Source organism: Streptomyces sp. NPDC014861 (assembly GCF_043081625.1).
GTDB lineage: Bacteria > Actinomycetota > Actinomycetes > Streptomycetales > Streptomycetaceae > Streptomyces.
Genome location: NZ_JBIBWV010000006.1, coordinates 269,363 through 292,054 on the forward strand (window position 1 = coordinate 269,363; position 22,692 = coordinate 292,054).

General features: G+C 74.9%; 20 protein-coding genes and 1 riboswitch. Of the genes, 16 read left to right on the forward strand and 4 right to left on the reverse strand.

Features of this window, described 5'->3' with window-relative positions:
- Positions 1-7: 7 nt before the first annotated feature.
- Positions 8-577 carry a TetR/AcrR family transcriptional regulator gene (locus ACF1BN_RS15585; protein WP_392332146.1) on the reverse strand — a complete coding sequence of 190 codons (570 nt, stop codon included), beginning with the start codon at positions 575-577 and terminating at the stop codon, positions 8-10.
- An 83-nt stretch (positions 578-660) separates the two neighbouring features.
- On the opposite strand from ACF1BN_RS15585, the gene ACF1BN_RS15590 reads away from it, so the two are divergent.
- From ACF1BN_RS15590 to ACF1BN_RS15600, 3 genes are read left to right on the forward strand one after another with little or no spacing between them, the layout of a single operon-like run.
- Positions 661-1,539: a hypothetical protein gene (locus tag ACF1BN_RS15590; protein WP_392332147.1), complete on the forward strand. Its 879-nt coding sequence runs from the start codon at positions 661-663 to the stop codon at positions 1,537-1,539.
- Positions 1,540-1,587: 48 nt separating this feature from the next.
- Positions 1,588-2,346, forward strand: a complete 759-nt coding sequence (locus tag ACF1BN_RS15595) for an HNH endonuclease family protein (protein ID WP_392332303.1) — start codon at positions 1,588-1,590, stop codon at positions 2,344-2,346.
- Positions 2,347-2,405: 59 nt separating this feature from the next.
- Positions 2,406-3,167 carry an N-acetyltransferase gene (locus ACF1BN_RS15600; RefSeq protein ID WP_392332148.1) on the forward strand — a complete coding sequence of 254 codons (762 nt, stop codon included), beginning with the start codon at positions 2,406-2,408 and terminating at the stop codon, positions 3,165-3,167.
- A 3-nt stretch (positions 3,168-3,170) separates the two neighbouring features.
- Here ACF1BN_RS15600 and ACF1BN_RS15605 read toward each other — a convergent pair whose 3' ends face one another.
- A complete protein-coding gene (locus ACF1BN_RS15605; RefSeq protein ID WP_392332149.1) occupies positions 3,171-3,902 on the reverse strand; it encodes a hypothetical protein in 732 nt (243 codons plus the stop codon).
- 212 nt (positions 3,903-4,114) lie between these two features.
- Between ACF1BN_RS15605 and ACF1BN_RS15610 the strand changes: the two genes are divergently transcribed.
- From ACF1BN_RS15610 to ACF1BN_RS15635, 6 genes are all read left to right on the forward strand, one after another.
- Entirely contained in the window at positions 4,115-6,184 is a 2,070-nt protein-coding gene (locus ACF1BN_RS15610; RefSeq protein WP_392332304.1) for an N-6 DNA methylase, read from the forward strand.
- A gap of 38 nt (positions 6,185-6,222) precedes the next feature.
- Positions 6,223-6,849 (forward strand): hypothetical protein, encoded by a 627-nt coding sequence (locus ACF1BN_RS15615; RefSeq protein WP_392332150.1) that lies wholly within the window; start codon positions 6,223-6,225, stop codon positions 6,847-6,849.
- Positions 6,846-8,414: a protein kinase gene (locus ACF1BN_RS15620; protein WP_392332151.1), complete on the forward strand. Its 1,569-nt coding sequence runs from the start codon at positions 6,846-6,848 to the stop codon at positions 8,412-8,414. Before ACF1BN_RS15615 ends, ACF1BN_RS15620 begins: the two co-directional genes overlap by 4 nt.
- Positions 8,415-8,470: 56 nt before the next feature.
- Entirely contained in the window at positions 8,471-8,863 is a 393-nt protein-coding gene (locus ACF1BN_RS15625) for a VOC family protein (RefSeq protein ID WP_392332152.1), read from the forward strand.
- 337 nt (positions 8,864-9,200) lie between these two features.
- Positions 9,201-10,388 carry a hypothetical protein gene (locus ACF1BN_RS15630; RefSeq protein WP_392332153.1) on the forward strand — a complete coding sequence of 396 codons (1,188 nt, stop codon included), beginning with the start codon at positions 9,201-9,203 and terminating at the stop codon, positions 10,386-10,388.
- A gap of 80 nt (positions 10,389-10,468) precedes the next feature.
- A complete protein-coding gene (locus ACF1BN_RS15635; protein WP_392332154.1) occupies positions 10,469-11,860 on the forward strand; it encodes a collagen-binding domain-containing protein in 1,392 nt (463 codons plus the stop codon).
- Here ACF1BN_RS15635 and ACF1BN_RS15640 read toward each other — a convergent pair.
- Complete coding sequence (locus ACF1BN_RS15640) at positions 11,785-14,223, reverse strand: YfhO family protein (protein ID WP_392332155.1); 2,439 nt, start codon at positions 14,221-14,223, stop codon at positions 11,785-11,787. The genes ACF1BN_RS15635 and ACF1BN_RS15640 overlap by 76 nt on opposite strands.
- Before the next feature lie 126 nt (positions 14,224-14,349).
- Here ACF1BN_RS15640 and ACF1BN_RS15645 point away from each other — a divergent pair, with 126 nt between their 5' ends.
- The 4 genes from ACF1BN_RS15645 (at position 14,350) to ACF1BN_RS15660 (ending at position 17,361) form a co-directional block, all read left to right on the forward strand.
- Complete coding sequence (locus tag ACF1BN_RS15645) at positions 14,350-15,345, forward strand: glycosyltransferase family 2 protein (RefSeq protein WP_392332156.1); 996 nt, start codon at positions 14,350-14,352, stop codon at positions 15,343-15,345.
- A 122-nt stretch (positions 15,346-15,467) separates the two neighbouring features.
- Positions 15,468-16,160 carry a SurA N-terminal domain-containing protein gene (locus ACF1BN_RS15650; protein ID WP_392332157.1) on the forward strand — a complete coding sequence of 231 codons (693 nt, stop codon included), beginning with the start codon at positions 15,468-15,470 and terminating at the stop codon, positions 16,158-16,160.
- 26 nt (positions 16,161-16,186) lie between these two features.
- A complete protein-coding gene (locus ACF1BN_RS15655; protein ID WP_392332158.1) occupies positions 16,187-17,146 on the forward strand; it encodes a nucleoside triphosphate pyrophosphohydrolase in 960 nt (319 codons plus the stop codon).
- Positions 17,143-17,361, forward strand: a complete 219-nt coding sequence (locus ACF1BN_RS15660; RefSeq protein WP_392332159.1) for a hypothetical protein — start codon at positions 17,143-17,145, stop codon at positions 17,359-17,361. Before ACF1BN_RS15655 ends, ACF1BN_RS15660 begins: the two co-directional genes overlap by 4 nt.
- Here ACF1BN_RS15660 and ACF1BN_RS15665 read toward each other — a convergent pair.
- Positions 17,358-18,614 carry a globin domain-containing protein gene (locus tag ACF1BN_RS15665; RefSeq protein ID WP_392332160.1) on the reverse strand — a complete coding sequence of 419 codons (1,257 nt, stop codon included), beginning with the start codon at positions 18,612-18,614 and terminating at the stop codon, positions 17,358-17,360. The two genes, ACF1BN_RS15660 and ACF1BN_RS15665, sit on opposite strands and share 4 nt — an antisense overlap.
- Before the next feature lie 122 nt (positions 18,615-18,736).
- Here ACF1BN_RS15665 and ACF1BN_RS15670 point away from each other — a divergent pair, with 122 nt between their 5' ends.
- The 3 genes from ACF1BN_RS15670 to ACF1BN_RS15680 all read left to right on the forward strand — a co-directional run bounded on the left by ACF1BN_RS15670 (position 18,737) and on the right by ACF1BN_RS15680 (position 22,557).
- Positions 18,737-20,065: a cytochrome P450 gene (locus ACF1BN_RS15670; RefSeq protein WP_392332161.1), complete on the forward strand. Its 1,329-nt coding sequence runs from the start codon at positions 18,737-18,739 to the stop codon at positions 20,063-20,065.
- 208 nt (positions 20,066-20,273) lie between these two features.
- A complete protein-coding gene (locus ACF1BN_RS15675; protein ID WP_392332162.1) occupies positions 20,274-21,380 on the forward strand; it encodes a transglycosylase family protein in 1,107 nt (368 codons plus the stop codon).
- 264 nt (positions 21,381-21,644) lie between these two features.
- Positions 21,645-21,821, forward strand: a riboswitch (cyclic di-AMP (ydaO/yuaA leader).
- A gap of 4 nt (positions 21,822-21,825) precedes the next feature.
- Positions 21,826-22,557: a transglycosylase family protein gene (locus ACF1BN_RS15680; RefSeq protein ID WP_392332163.1), complete on the forward strand. Its 732-nt coding sequence runs from the start codon at positions 21,826-21,828 to the stop codon at positions 22,555-22,557.
- Positions 22,558-22,692: the final 135 nt, after the last annotated feature.

Consider the following 22,692-nt stretch of genomic DNA (forward strand, 5'->3'; position numbering starts at 1 on the left):
CCCGGGTTCACTTCCCCGGGTCGGTGAGGAAGCCGGTGAGCGAGGCGAAGTACTCCTCCGGGGCCAGGCCGCCCACGGCCTCGTCCACGTTGTGCGTGAGGTACAGCGTGGCGAAGCCGTGGGCCAGCGACCAGGCCGCGATGCCGGTCGCGCGGGCGTCCCGGCCGGGCAGGTCGGCGACGCCCGCGCGCAGTTCGGCGCCCGCCCGCTCGCGGGCCGCCGCGAGCTCCGGGTCGTCCGCGCGCAGCAGCGCCGGGGCGAACATGACCTGGAAGTGGGCGGGGTGCGTGGCCGCGAAGCGGACGTAGCGGCGGCCCCGGTCCGCCAGGTCGGCGCCGCCCGCGAGCGCGTCGGCGAGGAGGCCGAAGCCCTGGGCGGCGATGGCGGTGAGCAGTCCCGTCCGGTCGCCGAAGTGGTGGGCGGGCGCGGCGTGGGAGACGCCGGCCCGGCGGGCCAGGTCGCGCAGGCTGAGGGCGCCGGGGCCGTCCGTCGCGATCACCTCCAGGGCCGCCGCCAGGACCGCCTGGCGCAGGTCGCCGTGGTGGTAGCTGCTCCGCTCCGTGCTCCGAGGTGTCATGGCAGCAGCCTAGCCCTCATCTAGTCATTGACAAGTTGCCCCGCGCGGGCGCAATCTAGTCAGTGGATAGATGAGAGTGACGGATGAGAGTGCTCGCCCTCCCGGAGGTCCCCGTGGACACCGCACGCGTACGACAGATGTGGCACCTGCTCGAACCGCTCCACGCCCTGCACTACTACGCCCCCGAGGCCTTCGAGGAGGCCGCCGCGCTCGGGTACGACACCGGCGGGCGCTGGCCCTCCTACTTCGCCTGGCGGGCCGCGCCGCTGGGGGCCGCCGGACCTGCCCGGGTCGCCTCCGCCTTCTACAGCTTCAGCCCGGCCATGGTCGCGCGGTACGTCCCCGCCGCCTGGGGGACCGCCGCGCCCGGTGACGTGCTCGCCGCGCGGCTGCGGGCGGTGGACCGGACGTACCGGGCGCTGTTCGACGTCACGGAGGTGCGGGAGGCCGCCGCGCTCGCGCGCCGCGCCGCCGAGGCCGCCGACCCCGCCGGCCGGCCGCTCGCCGCCGCCCACGCCGAACTGCCCTGGGCCGAGGCGCCGCACCTCGTCCTCTGGCAGGCCGCGACCCTGCTCCGCGAGCACCGGGGCGACGGGCACGTCGCCGCCCTGCTCGCGGCCGGCCTCGACCCGGTCGAGGCGCTGGTGTCCTTCGCCGCCGTCGGGGCCGCGCCCGAGGACGTCTTCGCGAGCCGGGGCTGGAGCGCGGGGGAGTGGGCCGCCGGCCGGGAGCGGCTGGCCGCGCGGGGACTGGTCGACGCCGCAGGCGCCGCCACGCCGGCCGGGCGGGAGCTGCGCGCCGAGGTGGAGCGGCGTACCGACGAACTGGCCGCCGCGCCCTGGACCGCGCTCGGCCCCGACGCCACCGGGCGTCTCGCCGAACTGCTCGGCGGGCCCTGGCTCGCGGCCGTCGGCTCGGGCCTGCTGCCCGCGGAGAACACGCTCGGGATCGGCAGGATCTGATGAAATGATCGCTATCGGCGGCTTCACCCCTAGGATTCCCGGGTGCCCATACGCCGAAGGCCCCACCCCGCCGCCGTGCCCGCCGCCCTGCTGTCCGGGCTCGTCCTCCTCTCCGGATGCACCCTGCCGGGCGACGGCGGACAGGAGTCGTCCGGCGGCTCCGCGCCGGGCGCCCGCGTCGCGAGCCCGCTCGGGAACCCGGACGGCACACGGCCGGGCCTCGCGCCGGTGACGGCACGGGACGAGCGGGCCCGGGCCCGGACGCTCATCGGCGGACTCGACACCAAGGGGCGCGGGCCGCGCACCGGATACGCGCGGGACGCCTTCGGGCACGCCTGGCTGGACAAGGCCGACGGCGTGCCGTTCGCCCGGAACGGCTGCGACACCCGCAACGACCTGCTCCGCCGCGACGGGCGCGAGCTCCGCTTCCGGGACGGCTCGGACTGCGTGGTCGTCGCGATGACGCTGGACGACCCGTACACCGGCACCACCATCGACTGGCGCAAGCAGAAGGCCGCCGAGGTGCAGATCGACCACGTCGTCCCGCTCTCCTACGCCTGGCAGATGGGCGCCTCCCGCTGGCCGGCCGAGCAGCGGAAGCGCCTCGCCAACGACCCCCTCAACCTCCTGCCGGTGCAGGGCCGCGCCAACTCCGCCAAGGGCGACTCGGGCCCGGCGTCCTGGCTGCCGCCGGCCAGGACGATCCGCTGCGCCTACGCGGTCCGCTTCGCGCAGGTGGCGGAGAAGTACGAGCTGCCGGTCACCACCGCGGACCGCGCGACGATGCTCCGCCAGTGCGGCGACTGAGCGGACGGCCGGTCCGATAATCGGTTGGCGGTCCGGTGGAGGCCTCCTAACCTGCGCCCATGGACCACGAACTGACGATCACCACGCTCGCCGAGCGGCCCGGGCTCGAAGGGCCGATGTGGTCCATGAAGGACCTCTGGCCCGCCTTCACGATGCACGACCCGGTCAGCTGGGCGTACATGGGGCAGGTGGTGCGCCGGTTCCCGGAGTACGTGCTCGTGGCGACCGACGCGGAGGGCGCGGTCGTCGCCCGCGGCTTCAGCGTGCCCTTCCGGCTGGACGAGGAGGGGCGCGGCGCGCTGCCGGCCCGGGGCTGGGACGAGGTGGTGCTGTGGGCCTTCTCCGACCTGCGGCACGGGCGGGAGCCCGACACGGTCAGCGCGCTGGAGGTCACCGTCGACACCGGCGCGCTCGGCCGGGGCGTCTCGCACGCGATGCTCGCCGCGATGCGGGAGAACACGCGCCGGCTCGGCTTCGCCGAACTGGTCGCCCCGGTCCGGCCCAACGCCAAGCACCTGGAGGCCTCGGCCTCCCTCCACGAGTACGCCTTCCGCACCCGGGAGTCCGACGGTCTGCCGCAGGACCCGTGGCTGCGGGTGCACGTCCGCGCCGGCGGCAGGATCGAGGCGGTCGCGCCCGCCTCCATGACGATCTCCGGCTCCCTGGAGCAGTGGCGGGAGTGGACCGGGCTGCCCTTCGACGCCGACGGGCCGGTCGAGGTCCCGGGCGCGCTGGTGCCCGTCCACTGCGAGGCCGCGCTCGGGTACGCGGTCTACGTCGAGCCCAACGTCTGGGTGCGGCACGCGGTCGCCGCGGGCTGAGCGTCAGGACGTCCTGGTCCAGTCGCCGCAGCCGACGGACTTGAAGTAGCCGTCCCCGGCGGAGATCTTGACGATGGCCGTCCCGGTCACGTTGTCGTTCGCGAGGATGCCGTTCATGCCGTGGCCGGCGTCCTTCGAGCGCTCCCAGTAGCACCCGGCGTCCTTGTTGCCCGTCGACCTGTAGGTGCCGGGCGCCACGTCGACGCCGACCTTGAACATGCCGCCGTCGCCCTTGAGCGTGCTCCCGGGGGTGCCGGCGGCCTTCGGGTCCACGGCCTCCCAGGCCGAGCAGCCCGTGGACTTGAAGAACTTGTCGCTCTTCTTGAGCTCGACGTAGGCCGTGCCCGTCACGTTGTCGTTCGCGAGGATCGAGTCGAGCTCGCCGGTGGCGTCCTTCGAGCGCTCCCAGTAGCACATCGCGTCCTCGTTGCCCGTCGAGCGGTAGAGGCCCGGACGGACGTCGGAGCCGACCTCGAAGTCGCCGTCCCCGTCGATCGTGACGGCCTTCTTCTCCGGTGCCTCCTTCTCCGGCGCCTTCGACTCCGGTGCCTTGGAGCCGGAGCCCGTCGCCTTCCCGCCCGAGGAGGCCGACGCGGAGGGCTTCGCCTCGGCGCCGCCCTCGCCCCCGCCCCCGCCCATCGCCGCGCCGACGGCGACGACGACCACGACCGCTCCGGCGGCGGTGAGGACCTTGTGGCGGGCGAACCAGCTGCGCTGCGTCTGAGACTTCGACATGGCTGTGAACACCTTTCAGGTGTCGAGGGATTCCTGGGGACTCCGTGTTTCGATGTCGTAATCACAACAGAGTCTGTGAACCGAGTCAACCATGTTCACGGGATTCAAGTCGGCTCACGCTGTGAACGTGTTCTGTCGGTATGCTCGTCGTCCACGCGGCCGCGCACAGGCCGCGTTCACAGGACGCACGAGCGGGAGGACGGTGGGTGCAGGTGCCCGAGGACAGCGCTACAGAGGTCACCGCCGCCGGGATCGCCCGGCTCGCCGGCGTCGGCAGGGCCGCCGTCAGCAACTGGCGCCGCCGTCACACCGACTTCCCCAAGCCCGTGGGCGGCACCGAGACCAGCCCCTCCTTCTCCCTCGCCGAGGTCGAGCGGTGGCTCCGCGACCAGGGCAAGCTCGCCGAGGTCCCGCTCCGCGAGCGCGTCTGGCAGCAGCTCGCCGGCCACCCCGCGGGCACCCTCGCCGGCCTCGTCCACACCGGCTGCGCCCTGCTGCTCCTGCGCGAACGGCCCCCCGCCCTCGCGGCCCTCGCGGCCCTCCCCGACCCGCGCTTCGCCGAGGCCCTGCCCGCCGCCCTCGAAGAGGTCCTGACCGTCCGCTTCGGCGCGTCCAGGGCCGTCCCCACCCCCACCCGGGGCGAGCTGTCCCCCGCCGCCCCGCTGCTCCGCGCCGCCGTCGAGCTCGCCGCCGAACTGGGCGGCCCCCGGCAGGCGTTCGAGTTCCTCCTCGGCCGGCACCTGGACGCCAACCCCCGCCAGTACACGCTCACCCCGCCTCCGCTCGCCGAGCTGATGGCCGCCCTCGCCGCCGCCGCCACCGCGGGCGCCGGCGACCCGCCCGCGGGCGTCCTCCTCGACCCGGCCTCCGGCACCGGCGGCCTCCTCCGCGCCGCCGCCCACCCCGCCACCCTCGCCGTCCAGGACGCCGACCCCGGCCTGGCCGCGCTCTCCGCGCTCCGCCTCGCCCTCCACGGCGACGCCGACATCCGCTCCGCCGTCGGCGACACCCTCCGCGCCGACGCCTTCCCCGAGCTGCGCGCCGACACCGTGCTCGCCCACCCGCCGTTCAACGAGCGCGCCTGGGGCCACGACGAACTCGCCTACGACCCCCGCTGGGAGTACGGCTTCCCCGCCCGCACCGAGTCCGAGCTCGCCTGGGTCCAGCACGCCCTGGCCCGGCTCCGCGACGGCGGCACCGCCGTCCTCCTCATGCCCCCCGCCGTCGCCTCCCGCCGCTCAGGCCGCCGCATCCGCGCCGACCTGCTGCGCCGAGGCGCCCTGCGGGCCGTCATCGCTCTCCCGGCCGGCGCCGCGCCCCCGTACGGCATCCCGCTCCACCTCTGGGTCCTGGTCCGCCCCGCCGCCGACCGCCGCCCCCCGGCCGAGGCCCTCTTCGTCGACACCGCCGGGCTCGTGCCCGACGCGGGCCGCGACAAGCTCCCCTGGGCGGCCCTGCACCACGCGGTGCTCGACGCCTGGGCCGGACGCGCGGGCGACGACACCCTCGCCCGCGCGGTCCCCGTCATCGAACTCCTCGACGACGAGGTCGACCTCGCCCCCGCCCGCTACCTCACCGCCCCCGACGCGGGCGGTTCCGCCGCCGAACTCGCCGCCGTCCGCGAGCGCCTGGACGCCACCCTGCGCAGCACCCTCGCCCTCGCCCCGACGCCAGAGCCGGCCCGCCCCGCGCCCCGCCCGCTCACCACCGTCGGCGAACTCGCCCGCACCGGCGCCCTCCAGCTCCGCACCGGCGGCCAGGGCGCCGCACCCGCCGGCCGTGAGATCCCCGTCCTCACCGAGCACGACGTCCTCACCGGCGCCGCCCCCTCCGGCACCCTCCCCGAGGCGGCCGACGGCCGGAGCGAGGAGCCGGTCCTCGTCCGCGAGGGCGACGTCGTCGTCCCCGTCCTCGGCGGCGGCCCGTCCGCCCGGGTCGTCGACGCCGCCACCGCCGGCGCCGCCCTCGGCCGCAGCCTCCAGCTGCTCCGCCCCGACCCGGACGCCCTCGACCCCTGGTTCCTCGCCGGCTTCCTGCGCGGCACCGCCAACAACCGGCAGGCCAGCAGCTTCGCCTCGACCGCCACCCGGCTCGACGTCCGCCGTCTCCAGCTGCCCCGGCTCCCCCTCGCCGACCAGCGCCGGCACGGCGAGCGCTACCGCTCCCTCGCCGCCTTCGAGGAGGCCCTGCGACTCACCGCCCGGCTCGGCGAACAGCTGGTCCAGGGCCTGTACGACGGGCTCGCGGACGGAAGCGTTCAGCCAGGGGGAGACCGGGGCTAATCTCGTAGCCTGAACAGCCGTCCCAGGGGGGAATTCGCATGTACGGACAGATGCCTGCCGCTCCCGCGCCGAGACCCGGCGGGCCGTCCGCCGGGACGGTCGCCGTCCGTGTCCTCCTGGCGGCGATCCCCGTGCTCTCCCTCGGCTTCCTCGCCTGGGTGGCGATGCTCCGCCTCGCGATCATGCGCAGGACCGTCCTCGACTGGGTCCTCTTCTGGACCCAGGTGGCCTTCACCGTCGGCTGCTGCGTCCTCCTCCAGGAGGAGGACCAGAACTCCTGGCAGGTCAATGTCGGCGTCGGCCTGATCCTCGTCATGGCCGTCGCCGTGACCTGGTACTACCTGGCCACCGACATCAAGCACCACCGCGCGCTCGCGGCCGCGGCGGCGAACCCGTACACCCCGCACTCCACCCACACGCCCATGCCCGGGCACGCGCCCGCGTACGGCTACCCTTCCGCGAACCCGGCGACGGCCGTCACGGTCCCGAGCCCGTACACCCCGCAGCCCCCGGCCCCCAACCCGTACGCGAGCACCCCGCCGGTCCCCGCCGACCCGGCGCCCCCCGTGAACACCCCCACGCCCCCGCCCTCCCCCCGCATCGACCAGGTCCGCGCCGAACTGGACGAGCTCAGCGATCTCCTCCGCAAGGAGGGCGACAAGTGAACGGCCGCGTCGTCGGCGGGCGGTACGAGCTCTCCACCGTCATCGGTCAGGGCGGCATGGGCCAGGTGTGGACCGCGTACGACACCCGCCTCGACCGCAGGGTCGCCGTGAAGCTCCTCAGCCCCACCGCCCTCACCGGCCCCGCCACCGCCGCCGACGAACTGCGCCGCCGCTTCGTCCGCGAGTGCCGGGTCACCGCCCACGTCGACCACCCCGGCCTCGTCACCGTCCACGACGCCGGCAGCGACGAGGACGACCTGTACCTCGTCATGCAGTACCTCGACGGCGCCGACCTCGCCGACCACCTCGCCGAGCACGACCCCTACCCGTGGGAGTGGGCCGTCTGCGTCGCCGCCCAGCTCTGCGCGGTGCTCGCCGCCGTCCACGCGGTCCCGATCGTCCACCGCGACCTCAAGCCGCGGAACGTGATGGTCCGCCCCGACGGCACCGTCACCGTCCTCGACCTCGGCGTCGCCTCCGTCCTCGACACCGACACCACCCGCCTCACCCACACCGGCGAACCCATCGGCAGCCCCGCCTACATGGCCCCCGAACAGGCCATGGGCGGCGCCGTCGGCCCGCGGACCGACCTGTACGCGCTGGGCGTCCTCCTCCACGAACTCCTCTCCGGGAACGTGCCCTTCGCCGGCTCCACCGCCCTCGGCGTCCTCCACCGCCACCTCCACGAGCCGCCCCTCCCGCTCCGCCAGGTGCGCCCCGAGGTCCCCTCCCTCCTGGAGGCCCTCGTCCTGCGCCTCCTCGCCAAGGACCCGGCCGCCCGCCCCTCCGGCGCCCACGAGGTGTACGAGGCGCTGCTCCCCCTGCTCCCCGCGCGCGGCACCCCCTCCGGCCCCATGGACCCCACCCGCCCCTTCCTCCGCCCGCACGCCCCCTGGCCCGCCACACCGCGCCCGCCCGCCGCCCCGGCCGCCCGCCCGCCCGTCGCGGACCCCCGGGTCGCGGCACCCCCGCAGCCCCGCCAGCCCCCGCCGCACCCTCCGGCCCCGGCCCACGCGCCCCGGCGCGCGGACGTGGCGGGAGCCGTCGAGGAGGTGAAGCGGCTCCTGAGCGAGGGCGCCCTGACCCAGGCCGTCGACATGCTGGGCGGGATCCTCCCGGCCGCCGCCGCCGAGCACGGCGAGGCTTCCCCGATCGTCCGGATCCTGCGCAAGCAGTACGCCTCCACGCTCCTGGACGACGGGCAGTACCGGCGCGCCCTGCCCGAACTGCGCCGGCTCTCCGCCGACGACCCCGGCAACGCCCAGTTCCGCTACGACATCGCGCTCTGCCTGGAGCAGCTCGGCGAGACCGCCGACGCCCTCGCCGCCTTCCGCGCCGTCCTCCCCGCCTTCGAGCACGGCCCCGCGCGGGACCCGGGCCGGGCCTTCGACATCCGCCGCCGCACCGGCCTCCTGCTCGTCGCCACCGGGCAGCACGCGGAGGGCCAGGGCGAGCTGAACCGGCTCCTCCTCGACGCGGAGCGGCTGTACGGCCCCTACCACCCGCTCGCGGCGGAGCTGCGCCGCGCCCTGGAGCACCAGCGCCAACTCGGCCGCCGGGCCTGATCGTCCGGGCCGAAACGCGATGGTCGGACGTGGAAGGGGTGACGTACGGTCGGAAGGTGACAGATCCTCAGGTCCAGCTCAACCACACCGTCATCCACTCCTCCGACCGCTCCGCCTCCGCCGCCTTCCTCGCCGGGATCCTCGGCCTCGAAGTGGGCGCCCCCTTCGGCCCCTTCCTCCCCGTCGACCTCGCCAACGGCGTGACGCTCGACTTCTACCAGGCCGCCGAAGGGCCCATCCAGGACCAGCACTACGCCTTCCTCGTCCGCGACGAGGACTTCGACGCCATGATCGGCCGCCTGGAGGCGGCCGGGGTCACCTACTACGCGGACCCGGCCCACCGGCAGCCGCATCAGGTGAACACCCTCTTCGGCGGCCGGGGCGCGTACTTCGACGATCCGGACGGCCACAACATGGAGATCATGACGGTGCCGTACGCGCGCCCGTGAGCGAGTGCTGTCCCATGGGCGCGCGTTGACCCCTCGTTCCGCGCGCTGCGGTACCGCGTCGCGGTCGCCCGCGAAGCGGCGTTCCACGAGGTAACCAGGGGGTTCTCAAGGGGGAGGGGGGAGGGGTGGTTCACCCCCTCCCCCCTCCCTGTCCCCCTCCGACGGCAACCGCGCGCGCGGGCGTCACTCTCCTGGGGGAACCTTGCCAACTCGGCTGGATTTCCAGGTGGTTGCCTGGCATATGCTCACGCCGAACACGAACTGAAAAACGTTCGGCCCCCGGCCGGGACTGGCATCCCGATCGAGGGCCTGACCAACGAGGAAGCAGCCCTTCCTGATGGATACCCCGTACCCTAGCGCGCCCCGCGCGCGTGGTGGCGTCGTCCACCACAGTGCGCCCCTGCCGGAGTCCGACTCCACGCCGGTCAGCACGGCCATGCTCCACCACCCCGAGCTCTCGTTCCTGGCGCGCGGCATCGGCGGCTACATCACGTCGCTGCCCGAAGGGGCCGAGATCACCATCCGCGCCCTCGCGAGCAAAGCCCGCGAGGGCGAGATCCGGGTGGCCGGCGCCCTGCGCGAACTGGAGTCCCAGGGGTACCTCGCACGGCGCCGCGTACGGCTCCCGGACGGCCGTCTGGTGACCCACACGTCCTGGCACCGCGTCCCCGACGCGCCGACGGCCGAGCGGCCCACCCCCGACCCCGACCCGAAGCCCGGTCCGAAGCCCCGTCGGGACCCGAAGCCCGACCCCGGGCCCGACCTGGACCCGGAGCCCGATCCGGACCCCGCGCCGGTCCCGGACCCCGAGCGAGACCGCGAACCCGCTCCCGCGCCCGCCCCGGCACCCGTGCCCGCCGCCGCGCCCGCCCCGGCCCCCGCGCCCGCCATCGCACCCGCCCCGGTGCCGCCGACTCCCTCCGCCGCCGTCCACGAGCCCGCCCCCGCGCCCCACCGGCAGGTCGGCCGCGCTTCCGTCCCGCAGCCGCAGCCGCAGCCGCAGCCGCAGTCATCACGACAGCCGGACCCGCACCCCCAGCCCCCGTCGCCACGCCAGCCGGAGCCGCACCCGCACCCGCCGTCCGCGCCCGACGACCGGGGCGCCCAGCTCCTCCGCTCCCTCTGCCTCGTCGACCTCCGGCTGACCCTCTCGCCGCAGGAGGTCCATCGGCTGGCGCCCGCCCTCGCCGGGTGGTTCGAGCGGGGGCTGAGCGACGAGGCGATCACCGGTGTGCTCACGGCCCGTCTGCCGGAACCGCTGACCCACCCCGGCGGTCTGCTCGCCCACCGGCTGAGGCAACTGCTCCCCCCGCCGCCCACTCCGGCCCCGCCGCCCCTGCCGGCCCCGTCGCGTCCGCCCGCCCCGACGGCCCCGCCGCCGATGCCAGGCGCCCCACGCTGGGGCATGGTCATCCACGACGTGCCCGTCTTCGAGAGCTGCGACGACTGCGACCGGGCCATCCGGTCCTCCGCGCCCGGGCTCTGCCGCGACTGCGCCGCGGCTCGGGCCCGGCGGGCCGCCTGACGGCGTGTCGCTACTGCATTCGAAGAGGGGGCCGGGCGTGTCAGGGGGGACAGGGCGCCTGTCCGGCGCAATCTGCTCGTATGACGAAGCCGTACACGCTCCTCGGGATCGCCGCCTGCACCGTCGCCGCCACACTGGCCACCGGCGTCCACCCCGCCGTCGCCGCCACGGTCGACGTCGGCAACCCCGTCTCCGGCAACAACGGCTTCGGCGTCGTGGTCGAGACCGACGCGCTGCTCGGCTCCACCGAGTCCGAGGGGCCCGTCGCGATCGGCGGCGACCTCGCGTACGGCGCCGGGTACAACGTCTCCCTCCACACCCCCGGCACCTTCAGGGTCGGCACCGACGCGCAGCCCACCGCGCTCCTCGTCGGCGGCAGGATCGACTACGCCGGCAGCAGCCCCGTCGGGGTGCTCAAGGTCCTCCAGAACGGCTATGCGAAGGTCGGCGACCTCACCGGCAGCCAGGTCGTCACCCAGGACTCCAACAGCGCCACCGTGAAGACCCGGGTCGTCGCCACCGGGCAGGGACACGACTCCACGCCCCGCGTCGAGCTGACCGTCGAGCAGCCCGCCCTCTCCGTCGGCCCCCACCCGGGGCTGATGGACTTCACCGGCCTCTTCGCCTCCTACCGGGACCGCGCCGACGCGCTGGCGAGCTGCGTCGCGAACGTCGAGGTCCAGGACCCGGGCCGGATCACCCTCGACGGGGCCCGCACCAACGTCCTCAAGCTCACCGGCGCCGAGCTGAACGCCCTGTCCGAGCTCACCTTCCTGAACCGCCCGACCGCCTCCGGCCCCCTCGTCATCGACGTGGACACGACGGCCACGGGCGGGGTGTTCACCTGGGACGTGCCCAACCTGGCGGGGGTGAGCGGCGAGGACGCGCCCTACATCCTCTGGAACTTCTCCGACGCGACCGCGATCACGATCGCCACCGGAGACTCCGTCGAGGGCACGATCTACGCCCCCCGCGCCCACGTCACGGACCTCGACCCGTCCAACATCGAGGGCGACATCGTCGCCAAGGCGCTCACGGCCGGCCCGCTGGACGCGACGAGGGCGGCCGACGTGAACGCGGGCGAGATCCACCACTTCCCCTTCGCGGCCGACCTGAGCTGCGACGACGGCACCTCCCCGACCCCCACCCCGTCCCCTTCCACGAGCGAGCCCACCCCGTCGCCGTCCACGAGCGAGCCCACGCCCTCCCCCTCCACCAGCGAGCCCACCCCCGCCCCGTCCACGACGGAACCGTCCCCCGAGCCGTCCACGACGGAGCCCTCGACGGAGCCGGCCCCGGAACCCTCCACCACCGAGCCGTCCCCCGAGCCCTCCACGACCGAGCCGGGCGGCTACGGCGACGACGAACTGGCCGACAGCGGTACGAGCCCCGTCGTCTACGCCTCGGCCCTGCTCGCCGTGCTGTGCGCGGCGGGCGGTCTGCTCCTGGTGCGGCGCTTCCGGAGGCGCTGAGCCCGCGCCGCCCACCCGGCCCCCGACAGGACCAGGACCGACACCCCCGCCGCGGCGAGACCGACGGTGAGCCCCGGCGGGCGGAAGGCGCAGCTCACCGTGGCCGTCCCCGTGGTCCGTACGGCGAGCAGGCCCGCGTAGGACTCCGGCGCGCGGCCCTGGCAGGTCCAGCCGGGGATCGCGGGGGCGGCGACCACCGCGGTGCCGGCCGCTCCGTCCGGCAGGCGGGCGGTGAGGCCCGTGGAGGTGGTCTCGACGGAGACGGCGGCCCGGGCCCGCAGGGCCGCCACCGCTGCCCGCAGACGGGTGTGGTCGAGGCAGCGGACCTCGGCCGGGCCCCGGCCGGCCGGGACCTCGGCGCGGGCGTCGGGAGCGGTCTGGACGCCCAGGGACGCCATCGCCGCGCGGCGCCCCGGGCCGCCCCCGAGGAGCCTGACCGGGGCCCCGGTCCCGGTGCGGGCCTCGCCCGTGCGCTCCGGGGCCCAGAGGAAGACCTCGGTGCCCACCGGGCAGGACGCGGATCCCGTCGCGCGGGTGTACACCCGGGCGCCGAGGAGGAGTTCCTGGTTGCGGAAGGGGTCCCGGCCGAGGACGGGCGGGGCGCCCGGCGGCCGTACCGTCACGAGCGGCAGCCGCGTCGCCGTGCGCACCACCTCGCCGTCCCGCCACCGTGCCCCGACCGCGAACAGGGCGTCCGTGACCGGGTTGTCGAGGCTCTGGAGGTTGCGCCCCCGGGAGGTCCAGCCGCCGCCGAGGGCGGTGAGGAGTCCGGTGAGGACGGCGGGGGTGTGGCTGCTGTAGTAGGCGGCGCCCTGGCCGCCGAGGAGCAGCGGGTCGTTGCCCGCGACGCGCGGGAGGCCGGGGTCGGTGCGGTACGCGGGCCAGCCGTCGGCCGCCGCGAGGGCCGCCGCCCGGCGCTCCTGCGCGGGGCCGTAGGGCGGGTAGTCGTCGAGGTGTGCCAGGCGGCGGCGGTCCGCGTACGCCGTCGTCGCGGCGGCCTGGCCGAGCAGCGTGCCGGTGACGAGGAGCGCGGCGAGGACGGCGTACCCGCGGCGGCGGGGGAGTGCGAGCGCGCAGGCCGCGGCGCCGAGGCCGGCGACGGCGAGGAGGAGCGCGGGGTGGGTGGCGAGCCGGCTGGGGAGGGCGGCGGCGGTGAGCGCGAGGACCACCGCGCAGCCGGCCGCGAGCGGGCGCCGGCCGGGTCGCCCGTGGGCGAGGCCGGCGTGGGCGGCGATCACCAGGAGGCCGGCGAGGACGAAGGTCTGGCGGTACGGGCTGCCGTTCGGCGTGGCGAAGAGGTGCCACACCAGATGCGTCGGGCCCCACTGGAAGGAGACGGCCGCGGCGAGGACGAGTCCGGTCCACACCCACCGCTCCCGGCCCGGCACGTCCCGCCGGAAGACGAGCGTCGCCGCGAGCAGCAGCACCGGGGTGGCGACGAACGCGGCCGGGGTGGAGAAGCCGTACGTCCCCGGCAGCAGCCGGGCCAGCACGTCCGCCGCGCCCGCCGCCTCGAAGTCCCGGACGACGCCCGGGTGCGCCTGCCGGGTGGAGAGGAGGACCGGGACGAGGACGGGCGCGGCCAGGCCCACCCCGAGCACCACCGAGCCGGTGGCCCGGAGCGGCGCCCGGGGCCGGAGGGGGCCGGTCGTCGCGAGGCGCGCGAGGAGGAAGAGGCCGGCGCCGAGGGTGGCCATGTACGCGGTGTAGAAGTTCGCGGTCCAGCAGACGGCCACGGTCAGGACGGACAGCAGGGGGCGGGTGCCCTCGCGGGCCCACTCCGCGACCAGGCACAGCAGCGGGAAGGCGATCAGGCCGTCCAGCCACATCGGGTTGTACGCGCCTTCCACCAGCGACCAGCCGCACAGGGCGTACGCGGCGCCGAGCACGGGCGGCCACCACCGGGCGGGGGCGGTGGAGATCCGGCGGAGGAGGTACGCGGTCGCGGCCGCCGCGAGCGCCGTCTTCAGGAGGGTCAGGGCGTGGACGGCGTACTCGATGTCCGCGCGCGGGGCCAGCGCCACCAGCGGGGCCAGCGGGCTCGACAGGTAGGTGCCGTGGTCGGGGAGGAAGCTGGTGCCCCCGCCCGCGCCCCAGTCGAGCAGGATCCCGCCGTCGGCGCGGCCGTGCAGCAGGTCCCACAGGTGGGCGTGGAAGGGGACGAACTGGTTCGCCAGGTCGTTCACCGACCGGTGGCGCGGACCGAAGGGGAAGATCCGGGCCGCCGCGTCCCCGGCGCAGACCGCGGCGACGGCGAGCAGCCCGGCCAGGGCGCAGGCGGTGGCCGTGGCGCGGCGCGGGGGCCTCGGGGCCTGGTCCGGCGGGGGCGCGGGGGGCGGGGCGGTTCGCTGGGCGGTGCGCATGGCGGTTCGAATATCGCAGCGCCGGAGCGGCGGAAGGCGGCCGTCGCGGGGCAGTTCACGCAATGGTCGCCCGGTCGTCACCCCGGCGGGGCGGGCGGGTCACCGGCCTGCCCTTGGGTGTCGGATGTGCTGCTCTCTCTCGTCGTCCCCTGCTTCAACGAGGAGGACGTCCTCGCCCGCTTCCACGCCCATGTGACGAAGGAACTCGACGCCCTGGAGGGCGACTTCGAGATCGTCTATGTGGACGACGGAAGCCGCGACCGGACCCTCCCGATCCTGCGGGACCTCGCCGCCGCCGACCCCGCGCGGGTCCGCTTCGTCTCCTTCAGCCGCAACTTCGGCAAGGAGGCCGCGATGCTCGCCGGGCTCCGGCACGCGGCCGGCGACGCCGTCGTGATCATGGACGCCGACCTCCAGCACCCGCCGGAGCTGGTGCACCGCATGGTCGCGCTGCACGCCGAGGGGTACGACCAGGTCGTCGCCCGCCGCACCCGCGAGGGCGACCGGGTCACCCGTACCCTCACCGCTCGTCTCTACTACCGGGCGATCAACCGGCTCGTCGACGTCGAACTCGTCGACGGCGTGGGCGACTTCCGGCTGCTCTCCCGGCGCACGGTCGACGCGGTCCTCGGCCTCGGCGAGTACAACCGCTTCTCCAAGGGGCTGTTCTCCTGGGTCGGTTTCCGGACGACGACCTTCGCCTACGAGAACGCGGTGCGCGAGGAGGGCCGGTCCAAGTGGACCTTCGGCAAGCTCCTCAACTACGGCCTCGACGGCCTCCTCTCCTTCAACAACAAGCCGCTGCGCGCCGCCGTCTACCTCGGCCTGCTGCTCGTCTCCCTCGCCCTCGCCTACGCCGGCTGGATCGTCGCCGACGCCCTCGCCCACGGCGTCGACACGCCCGGCTACGTCACCCTCCTCGTCGCCGTCACCGCCCTCGCCGGCGTCCAGATGGTCATGGTGGGCCTGATCGGCGAGTACGTCGGCCGCATCTACTACGAGGTGAAGCGCCGGCCCCACTACCTGGTCGCCGAGACGCACGCGGGCCGCGACAGGGACGCCGCGCGGACCGACACCCCGGCGGCGGGTGCCTCGTTGTGGGAGACGGTCGTCCGGAAGTGACCCCCGTGACGCGGTGACGGGCAAGTTGTCGCTGCGAAGTAGTGGCTACGGTCCCGGCGACTCCCTACCATCGATCACCGCAAGGTCGTCCAACTGACGCACGACCAGCCCGGGAGGCTCCTTTGCACCGCCGCGACCGCCGCCACGACCGCCCCGCACGCCGCCGCACCGCGCTTGCCCTCTCCGCCGCGCTCCTCGCCGCGGCCCCGCTGCTCACCGCGTGCGGCGGCGACGCCCATCCGGGGGCGGCGGCCGTCGTCGGGGGTGAGCGCATCGACGTCTCCAGCCTCCAGGCCCAGGTGAGGGCGGCCAGGGAGGCGCAGTCCTCGTCCCCGCAGTCCGCCCAGCTGATCGCCGCCACCGGGGACCTCGGCCGGCAGAAGCTCAACGGCATGATCTTCGACCGGATCCTCGGCCGGGTCGCCGCCGACCAGGGCGTCGGCGCCAGCCGCGCCGAGCTCCAGCAGACCCGCGAGGCCTTCGTCCGCGACAACGGCGGCGAGGAGGGCCTGGAGGCCGTCCTGCTCCAGCAGCAGGGGGTGGCCCCCGGCCAGATCGACGACGTCGTCCGGCGCAACGTCCTCATGACGAAGATCGTCGAGAAGCTGGGGATCACCGAGACCCCCGAGGGCCAGCAGAAGCTCCAGGAGCTCTTCGCCGCCGCGTCGAAGTCCCTCGACATCGACGTGAACCCGCGGTACGGCGCCTGGGACGACACCAAGGTCCAGCTCGACGCCGGCGCCGACACCGCACCCTGGCTGGTCAGGGTCACCCCGGACCAGGCCGCCGCCGGCGCGGAGCAGCTTCCGGGCTGACCCGGACCCCGGGGTAGGTTCGGGGGGTGAACTCCGTGAACCCCGGCAGGATCGTCCTGCTCACCGCCAGCCACCGGGTGGCGCCCGGACTGCTGTCCTGGCCCGCCTGGCAGGCGCTGCGCGGGGCCGACCGGGTCCTCTGCCCCGACGAGCACCACCCCCAGCTGCCGTACCTGCGGGAGGCGGGCGTCTCCGTCGAGCACGTCCGCCCCACCGCGGAGGAGCTGGTCGCGGCCTGCGCCGGCGGCGGCACCGTCCTGGTGCTGCCCTCCGGCGAGGGCGACCGCGCCCTCACCGACGGGCTCGCCCGGCTCGCCGGCTCCGGCCGCACGGCCATGCCCGACCTGGAGCTGCTGCCCGGCTCGTACGACCTGCCCGGCGCCCGCCTGCTCGACCTCGTCCAGGTCATGGACCTCATCCGGCGCGCGTGCCCCTGGTCCTCGCTCCAGACGCACCAGGGCCTCGCCAGGTACGCCATCGAGGAGGCGTACGAACTGGTCGAGGCGATCGAGGCCGGCGACCGGCACGAGCTGCGCGAGGAGCTCGGCGACGTCCTCCTCCAGGTCGTCTTCCACGCGCGGATCGCGGAGGAGGACGCCGAGGAGCCCTTCTCCGTCGACGACGTGGCCGGCGCCCTCGTCGAGAAGCTGGTCCAGCGCCACCCGCACATCTTCGGCGACGAGACCGCCGAGACACCCGAGGACGTCCGCGCGCACTGGCTGCGCGCCAAGGCCGTCGAGAAGGGCCGGGAGTCCGTGACCGACGGGGTGCCCGTCGGCCAGCCCGGTCTCGCGCTCACCGCGAAGCTCGCGAGCCGGGCGCGCACGGCCGGCCTCGACGTGCCGCTCCCGGAGGGCCCCGGCGTCGGCTACGAGCTGCTGGCCCTCGCGGCCCGCGCGGAGGCCGAGGGCGTCGACCCCGAGGCGGCGCTGCGGGCGGCGGCCCGGGCGTACCGGGACGCGATCAGAGGGGCGGAGGGGCTGTGAGGGACCGCTTCCTGAAGAGGCTGCGCAGACCGCCGTCGAAGGAGCGGGACATCGAGGTGTTCCTCTACTTCGGCATGGCGATGATGCTGTCGCTCGAGGGCGATCTGTGGGACTGGCTGCGGCCGCTCGCCTGGCTGGCGGCGCTCTGGTCCGCCGAGGAGCTGATCCGCAGGGCCGTCTGGCGGCGCAGGGCGCGCCGCGCGGCCGTCTCCTAGAGCCAGTCGTCGCGCGGCGGACGGAAGTCCGACGGCAGGCCCCGCTCCCCGCGCGGGGAGCGGGCGGCCGGGTCGTGCCAGCGGATCGCCGGGGGGCCCAGGAGCCATTCGGCGCGGGTGGCCGGGCGGGTGGCGAAGCGGCCGACCGGCGGGAGGGTGTCGTGGCGGGTGCGGGCCGGGTCGGCGCCCAGCTCCGCCAGGACCTCGCAGACCTCGGTGAGGAAGCCGGGCGGGCCGGCCAGGTAGACGTCGTGGTCCGGCCAGCGGCCGCAGGACCGCAGCGCGGTGAGCAGGCGCTCGGTGGCCTGGTCGCGGGGGTGGCGGGGGGCCGAGGCGATGTAGGTGACGCTCAGGCCGGGGAGCCGGGCGGCCAGCCGGTCCAGCTCCTCGCGCCCGTACAGGTGGTCGCGGGAGCGGGCGACCGCGAAGATCCGGCCCTCGGCGTCCGGGTCGGAGCCGGCCGCCTCCTCCAGGAGCGCCCTGACCGGCGCCCAGCCCGTACCGGCGCATATATAGGTGCGGAGCGCGCCCGGCGCGGTGCGGGAGACCGTCGTGCCGCCGGAGGCGCTCAGCCGCAGCGTCTCGCCCGGGCGGACCTCGTCCACCAGGGCCGTGCTCATCGCCCCGCCGGGGATGCGGCTCACGTGCAGGTCGAGCGTGCCGTCCTCGCGGGGCGCGTTGCCGAGGGAGTACGTGCGCCACACCCGCGGGACCCGGAGCGAGCTGACGCCGGCGTACTGGCCGGGGAGGAAGGGGTACGGCCTGCGGGGGCGGAGGGTGAGCACGGCCAGGTCGTCGCCGTGCCGCTCGTGGCCGACGACGTCCGCGTCCCACCAGGGCGGCTCCCCGGCGGCCGTGGACTCCTCGGCGCCCGCCAGCATCAGGTCGGCGACCCGCCCGTACGCCTCCGACCACGCCTTCTCCGCCTCGATCGTCCACACCGCCCCCGCGGTGTGCGCGAAGGCGGCGAGCAGGCTCTCGCCGACCGCCGCGTAGAGGGCGGGGGAGGCGAGGAACTTGCGGTGGTCGCGGCCGAGGCGGCCCAGATAGGCGGCGAGCCCGGGGTCGTCCAGCGAGGTCACCACGTGGGTGAGCGCGGCGAACAGCCGGTCGCGCTGCGGGACCATGTCCTCGGGGAAGAGCGCGCGCACGCCGGGGTTGCGCCAGAAGAGGTGCGAGTAGAAGTACGTGACGGCGTGTTCGGCCCGTCTCTCGACGACCGCGAACGTGCTTCTGAGCAAGGGGAGGTCCACGCGGGAAATGTAGGGCACGGGCCGTCACGACGTGATCACCGGCCGGTGATCACGTCAGGTCGGCGGGCGGGGCGCGGGGGGCCGGACGGTACGGTCTCGGGGTGAGTGAAGGACCCGCCCCGATGCCCGATACGCCTGGAACCTCCGGTACGAGCCCCGCGCCGGCCTCCTGCCCCGTCGGCGGCGCCGCGTCCGGGGCCGGCGGCGGGCCGGTGCCCGAGCTGTTCAGCTGGGAGTTCGCGAGCGACCCCTACCCGGCGTACGCCTGGCTGCGGGAGCACGCCCCGGTGCACCGGACCACCCTCCCCAGCGGGGTCGAGGCGTGGCTCGTCACCCGGTACGCGGACGCCCGCCAGGCCCTCGCCGACCAGCGGCTCTCGAAGAACCCGGTGCACCACGCCGAGCCGGGCAAGACGGGGATTCCGGGCGAGCGCAGCGCCGGTCTCATGACCCATCTCCTCAACATCGACCCGCCGGACCACACCCGGCTGAGGCGGCTCGTGTCGAAGGCGTTCACCCCGCGCCGCGTCGCCGCCTTCGCGCCGCGGGTGCAGGAGCTGACGGACCGGCTGATCGACGACTTCGCCGCGCGGGGGAGCGCGGACCTCATCCACGAGTTCGCCTTCCCGCTGCCCATCTACGCCATCTGCGACATGCTCGGCGTCCCCGCCGAGGACCAGGACGACTTCCGGGACTGGGCCGGGATGATGATCCGGCACGGCGGGGGGCCGCGCGGCGGGGTCGCGCGGTCGGTGAAGAAGATCCGCGGATACCTCGCGGAGCTGATCCACCGGAAGCGGGAGGGCCTGCGGGAGGACGGGGACGACGACCTCATCTCCGGGCTCATCCGCGCCTCCGACCACGGCGACCACCTCACCGAGGCCGAGGCCGTCGCGATGTGCTTCGTCCTTCTCTTCGCCGGCTTCGAGACCACCATCAACCTCATCGGCAACGGCACCTACGCCCTGCTGCGGAACCCGGAGCAGCGCGCCCTCCTCCAGTCCTCGCTCGCCGCCGGGGAGACCGGGCTCCTGGAGACCGGCGTCGAGGAGCTGCTGCGGTACGACGGCCCGGTGGAACTGGCGACCTGGCGGTACGCGACGACCGGTCTGACCCTCGGCGGGCGGGCGATCCCGGCCGGCGACCCGGTCCTCGTCGTCCTCGCGGCGGCCGACCGCGACCCGGACCGCTTCGGCGCGCCGGACACCCTCGACCTCGCCCGCAAGGACAACCAGCACCTCGGGTACGGCCACGGCATCCACTACTGCCTGGGCGCGCCGCTCGCCCGCCTGGAGGGACAGACCGCGCTCGCCACCCTCCTGACCCGCCTTCCGGACCTGCGACTTGGGGTCGATCCGGAGGAACTGCGGTGGCGCGGAGGACTCATCATGAGGGGGTTGCGCACGCTTCCGGTGGAGTTCACCCCATCCGCACCCCCGCAGGACGGGTGACGGCGTGTCAGAAATGTGATCTTCACGTGATCGGGAAGCCATCGACTTGTGACGGACGTTCGAATGCGGCTACCTTCGCGCCAGCGTTCGGCCGGAACCCGGCCGTCCCTGCCGTCCCCGCCGTCACGCGAAAGGCCCCGACATGCTTTCCGGAAACGGACGACACCGTCGACCCCGTCAGGCTCCCGCGATCGTCGTCACCGCAGGAGTGACCGGATCCGCCATGGCGCTGCCGCTGCTCGCCGCCGGCTCCGCCTCCGCCGCCGACGCGGCCACCTGGGACCGGGTCGCCGCCTGCGAGTCCGCCGGCCAGTGGAGCGCCAACTTCGGCAACGGCCTGTACGGCGGCCTCCAGATGACGCAGGAGGCGTGGGAGCGGCACGGCGGACTCGCCTACGCCCCCAGCCCCGACCTCGCCAGCCGCGCGCAGCAGATCACCGTGGCCGACAAGGCGCTCTCCTCCGGCAGCACCGACTGGGCCACCTGCGCCCCCATCGCCGGGCTGACCGACGACGGCAGGGCGACCGGCGTGCAGCCGGGCCCGGCCGTTCCGCAGGAGGACGAGGGCGGCCTGGCCCCCGAGTCGAACTGGACCGGCGGCACGGACACGGCCGCGAGCGCCGACGCGCAGAAGAAGGCGGAGCGGCCCGCCGCGCCCGAGAGGGCCGCGACGGCCACCGAGCGGGCCGAGCGGGCGGAGCGGGCCACCGAGGCGGCGGACACCGCCACCGCCCCGGCCGCGCCCGCGAAGCCCACGGCCCCGACGACGCCCGCCGCGCCCACCACGCCGGCCCCCGAGGGGACCGCCACCCCGCCGCCGTCGACGACCGCCCCGGACGCCTCCACGGGCACCCCGGACGCGTCCACGGGTGCCCCCGGCACCACCGCGCCCGGGACGCCGGTCACGCCCCCGGACGGCTCGGAGACCCCCGGGACCCCGGTCGCCCCCGAGGGGTCCACCACCCCGTCGACCCCCGGTGCGGAGGGGGCTGACGAGTCGTCGGCCACGCCCGGGACGGGCAAGCACCGGGGCGAGGCCGCTCCGGAGGAAACCGGCAAGACGGACACTTCGCAGGAATCCGGTCGTCATGCCGCAGCTGAGGACAAGGTCACCTCAATCCCCGTCAATTCGGACGCAAGTGACGCCTACACCGTGCGGCCGGGTGACAGCCTGTCGGAGATTGCGCAGGAGAACGATCTCGCCGGCGGCTGGGACGCCCTCTATGACGCCAACCGTCATACGGTCGGCACCGATCCGGATCTCATCCTCCCTGGTCAGAGCCTTGAGCTGACGAATCCCTCGTCGGAGAAGTGACGCCGTTTCGGGACTTTATGTCCGCTTTTGGGAAAGTGAGACATGGGTCTCTTCGCCCCAACTGGCGTGTCACGTCCGCAAACTTTGCTTCCGTCAGCTCTCACCTGGGCAAACGAGGTCTGACGGAGTGCAAGTAAGGGCGATTTGTCCGTCGTAAGGCCCTTTGAACTTCGAGCAGGTGTATGTCTACGGTCATCACCGCTCGCCACCGCGGGCCCCGTCGACCGAAACGCCGAGTCCTGCCGTCGGCCGCCGGGAATTGTCGTCGCGAAAGCGCCGCAGGCAGGAGTGGGGGACCCAAGGTTCGTGCCGGTCCCGGCCGTCGACCACGACGGCCGATCGACCGGCTAGGGGTGAAGCCGCGCGCTAGGACGCGTGGCCGGGCGAACTCTTCAAGCCCGAACCCGACAGCTCACCTCACAGGCGTCGGTGAAGAGGAAACTCCATGCTGTTCTCCGGCACGGGCAAGCGCCGTCGTCCCTCCAAGGCCACTCGCGTCGTCGCCCTCGTCGGCGTCACCGGTGCGGCCGTCGCCGCCCCGCTGATGGCCGCCGGCACCGCCTCGGCCGCCACCGCCTCCGAGTGGGACCGCGTCGCCCAGTGCGAGTCCGGTGGCAACTGGTCCATCAACACCGGCAACGGCTACTACGGCGGCCTCCAGTTCTCGGCCTCCACCTGGGCCGCGTACGGCGGCACCGCCTACGCCTCCACCGCGAACCAGGCCAGCAAGTCGCAGCAGATCGCCGTCGCCGAGAAGGTCCTCGCGGGCCAGGGCAAGGGCGCGTGGCCGAGCTGCGGCGTGGGCCTCTCCTCCGCCTCCTACGACGGCGGCTCCGCCGAGGCGGCTCCGCAGCAGCAGAGCGCCCCGAAGCAGAGCACCCAGCAGAGCGCCCCGAAGCGCTCCGCCGAGCAGCCGGCCAACCGCAGCGAGCAGCGCCAGGCCCCGAAGGCCCAGCCCGCGCCGCAGGCCGCCGCCAAGAAGACCGTCACCACCCCGACCGGCAAGAAGGTCAAGAAGGGCGACGGCGAGTACAAGGTCGTGGCCGGCGACACCCTCAGCAAGATCGCCGACGCCCGTGGCGTCGACGGCGGCTGGGCCGAGCTCTTCGAGCTCAACAAGGACGTCGTCGAGGACGCCGACCTGATCTACCCGGGCCAGCAGCTCCACCTGAAGTGAGGCCCGCGGCACCGGTGAGTCCGGCGGCTTCCCGGTGCCCGACGACCCTCCCGCGGTGACCACCCCGGTCCCGAGCCCCCTTTCCCGGTGGCTCGGGACCGGGGTTCTGCCGTTACTGTCCAGTAGATCCCGGGT

Coding starts and splice junctions, on each gene's coding strand:
- ACF1BN_RS15585 (WP_392332146.1), bottom strand. CDS start 577: ATGACACCTCGGAGCACGGAGCGGAGCAGCTACCACCACGGCGACCTG.
- ACF1BN_RS15590 (WP_392332147.1), top strand. CDS start 661: ATGAGAGTGCTCGCCCTCCCGGAGGTCCCCGTGGACACCGCACGCGTA.
- ACF1BN_RS15600 (WP_392332148.1), top strand. CDS start 2,406: ATGGACCACGAACTGACGATCACCACGCTCGCCGAGCGGCCCGGGCTC.
- ACF1BN_RS15605 (WP_392332149.1), bottom strand. CDS start 3,902: ATGTCGAAGTCTCAGACGCAGCGCAGCTGGTTCGCCCGCCACAAGGTC.
- ACF1BN_RS15615 (WP_392332150.1), top strand. CDS start 6,223: ATGTACGGACAGATGCCTGCCGCTCCCGCGCCGAGACCCGGCGGGCCG.
- ACF1BN_RS15630 (WP_392332153.1), top strand. CDS start 9,201: ATGGATACCCCGTACCCTAGCGCGCCCCGCGCGCGTGGTGGCGTCGTC.
- ACF1BN_RS15635 (WP_392332154.1), top strand. CDS start 10,469: ATGACGAAGCCGTACACGCTCCTCGGGATCGCCGCCTGCACCGTCGCC.
- ACF1BN_RS15640 (WP_392332155.1), bottom strand. CDS start 14,223: ATGCGCACCGCCCAGCGAACCGCCCCGCCCCCCGCGCCCCCGCCGGAC.
- ACF1BN_RS15670 (WP_392332161.1), top strand. CDS start 18,737: ATGCCCGATACGCCTGGAACCTCCGGTACGAGCCCCGCGCCGGCCTCC.
- ACF1BN_RS15680 (WP_392332163.1), top strand. CDS start 21,826: ATGCTGTTCTCCGGCACGGGCAAGCGCCGTCGTCCCTCCAAGGCCACT.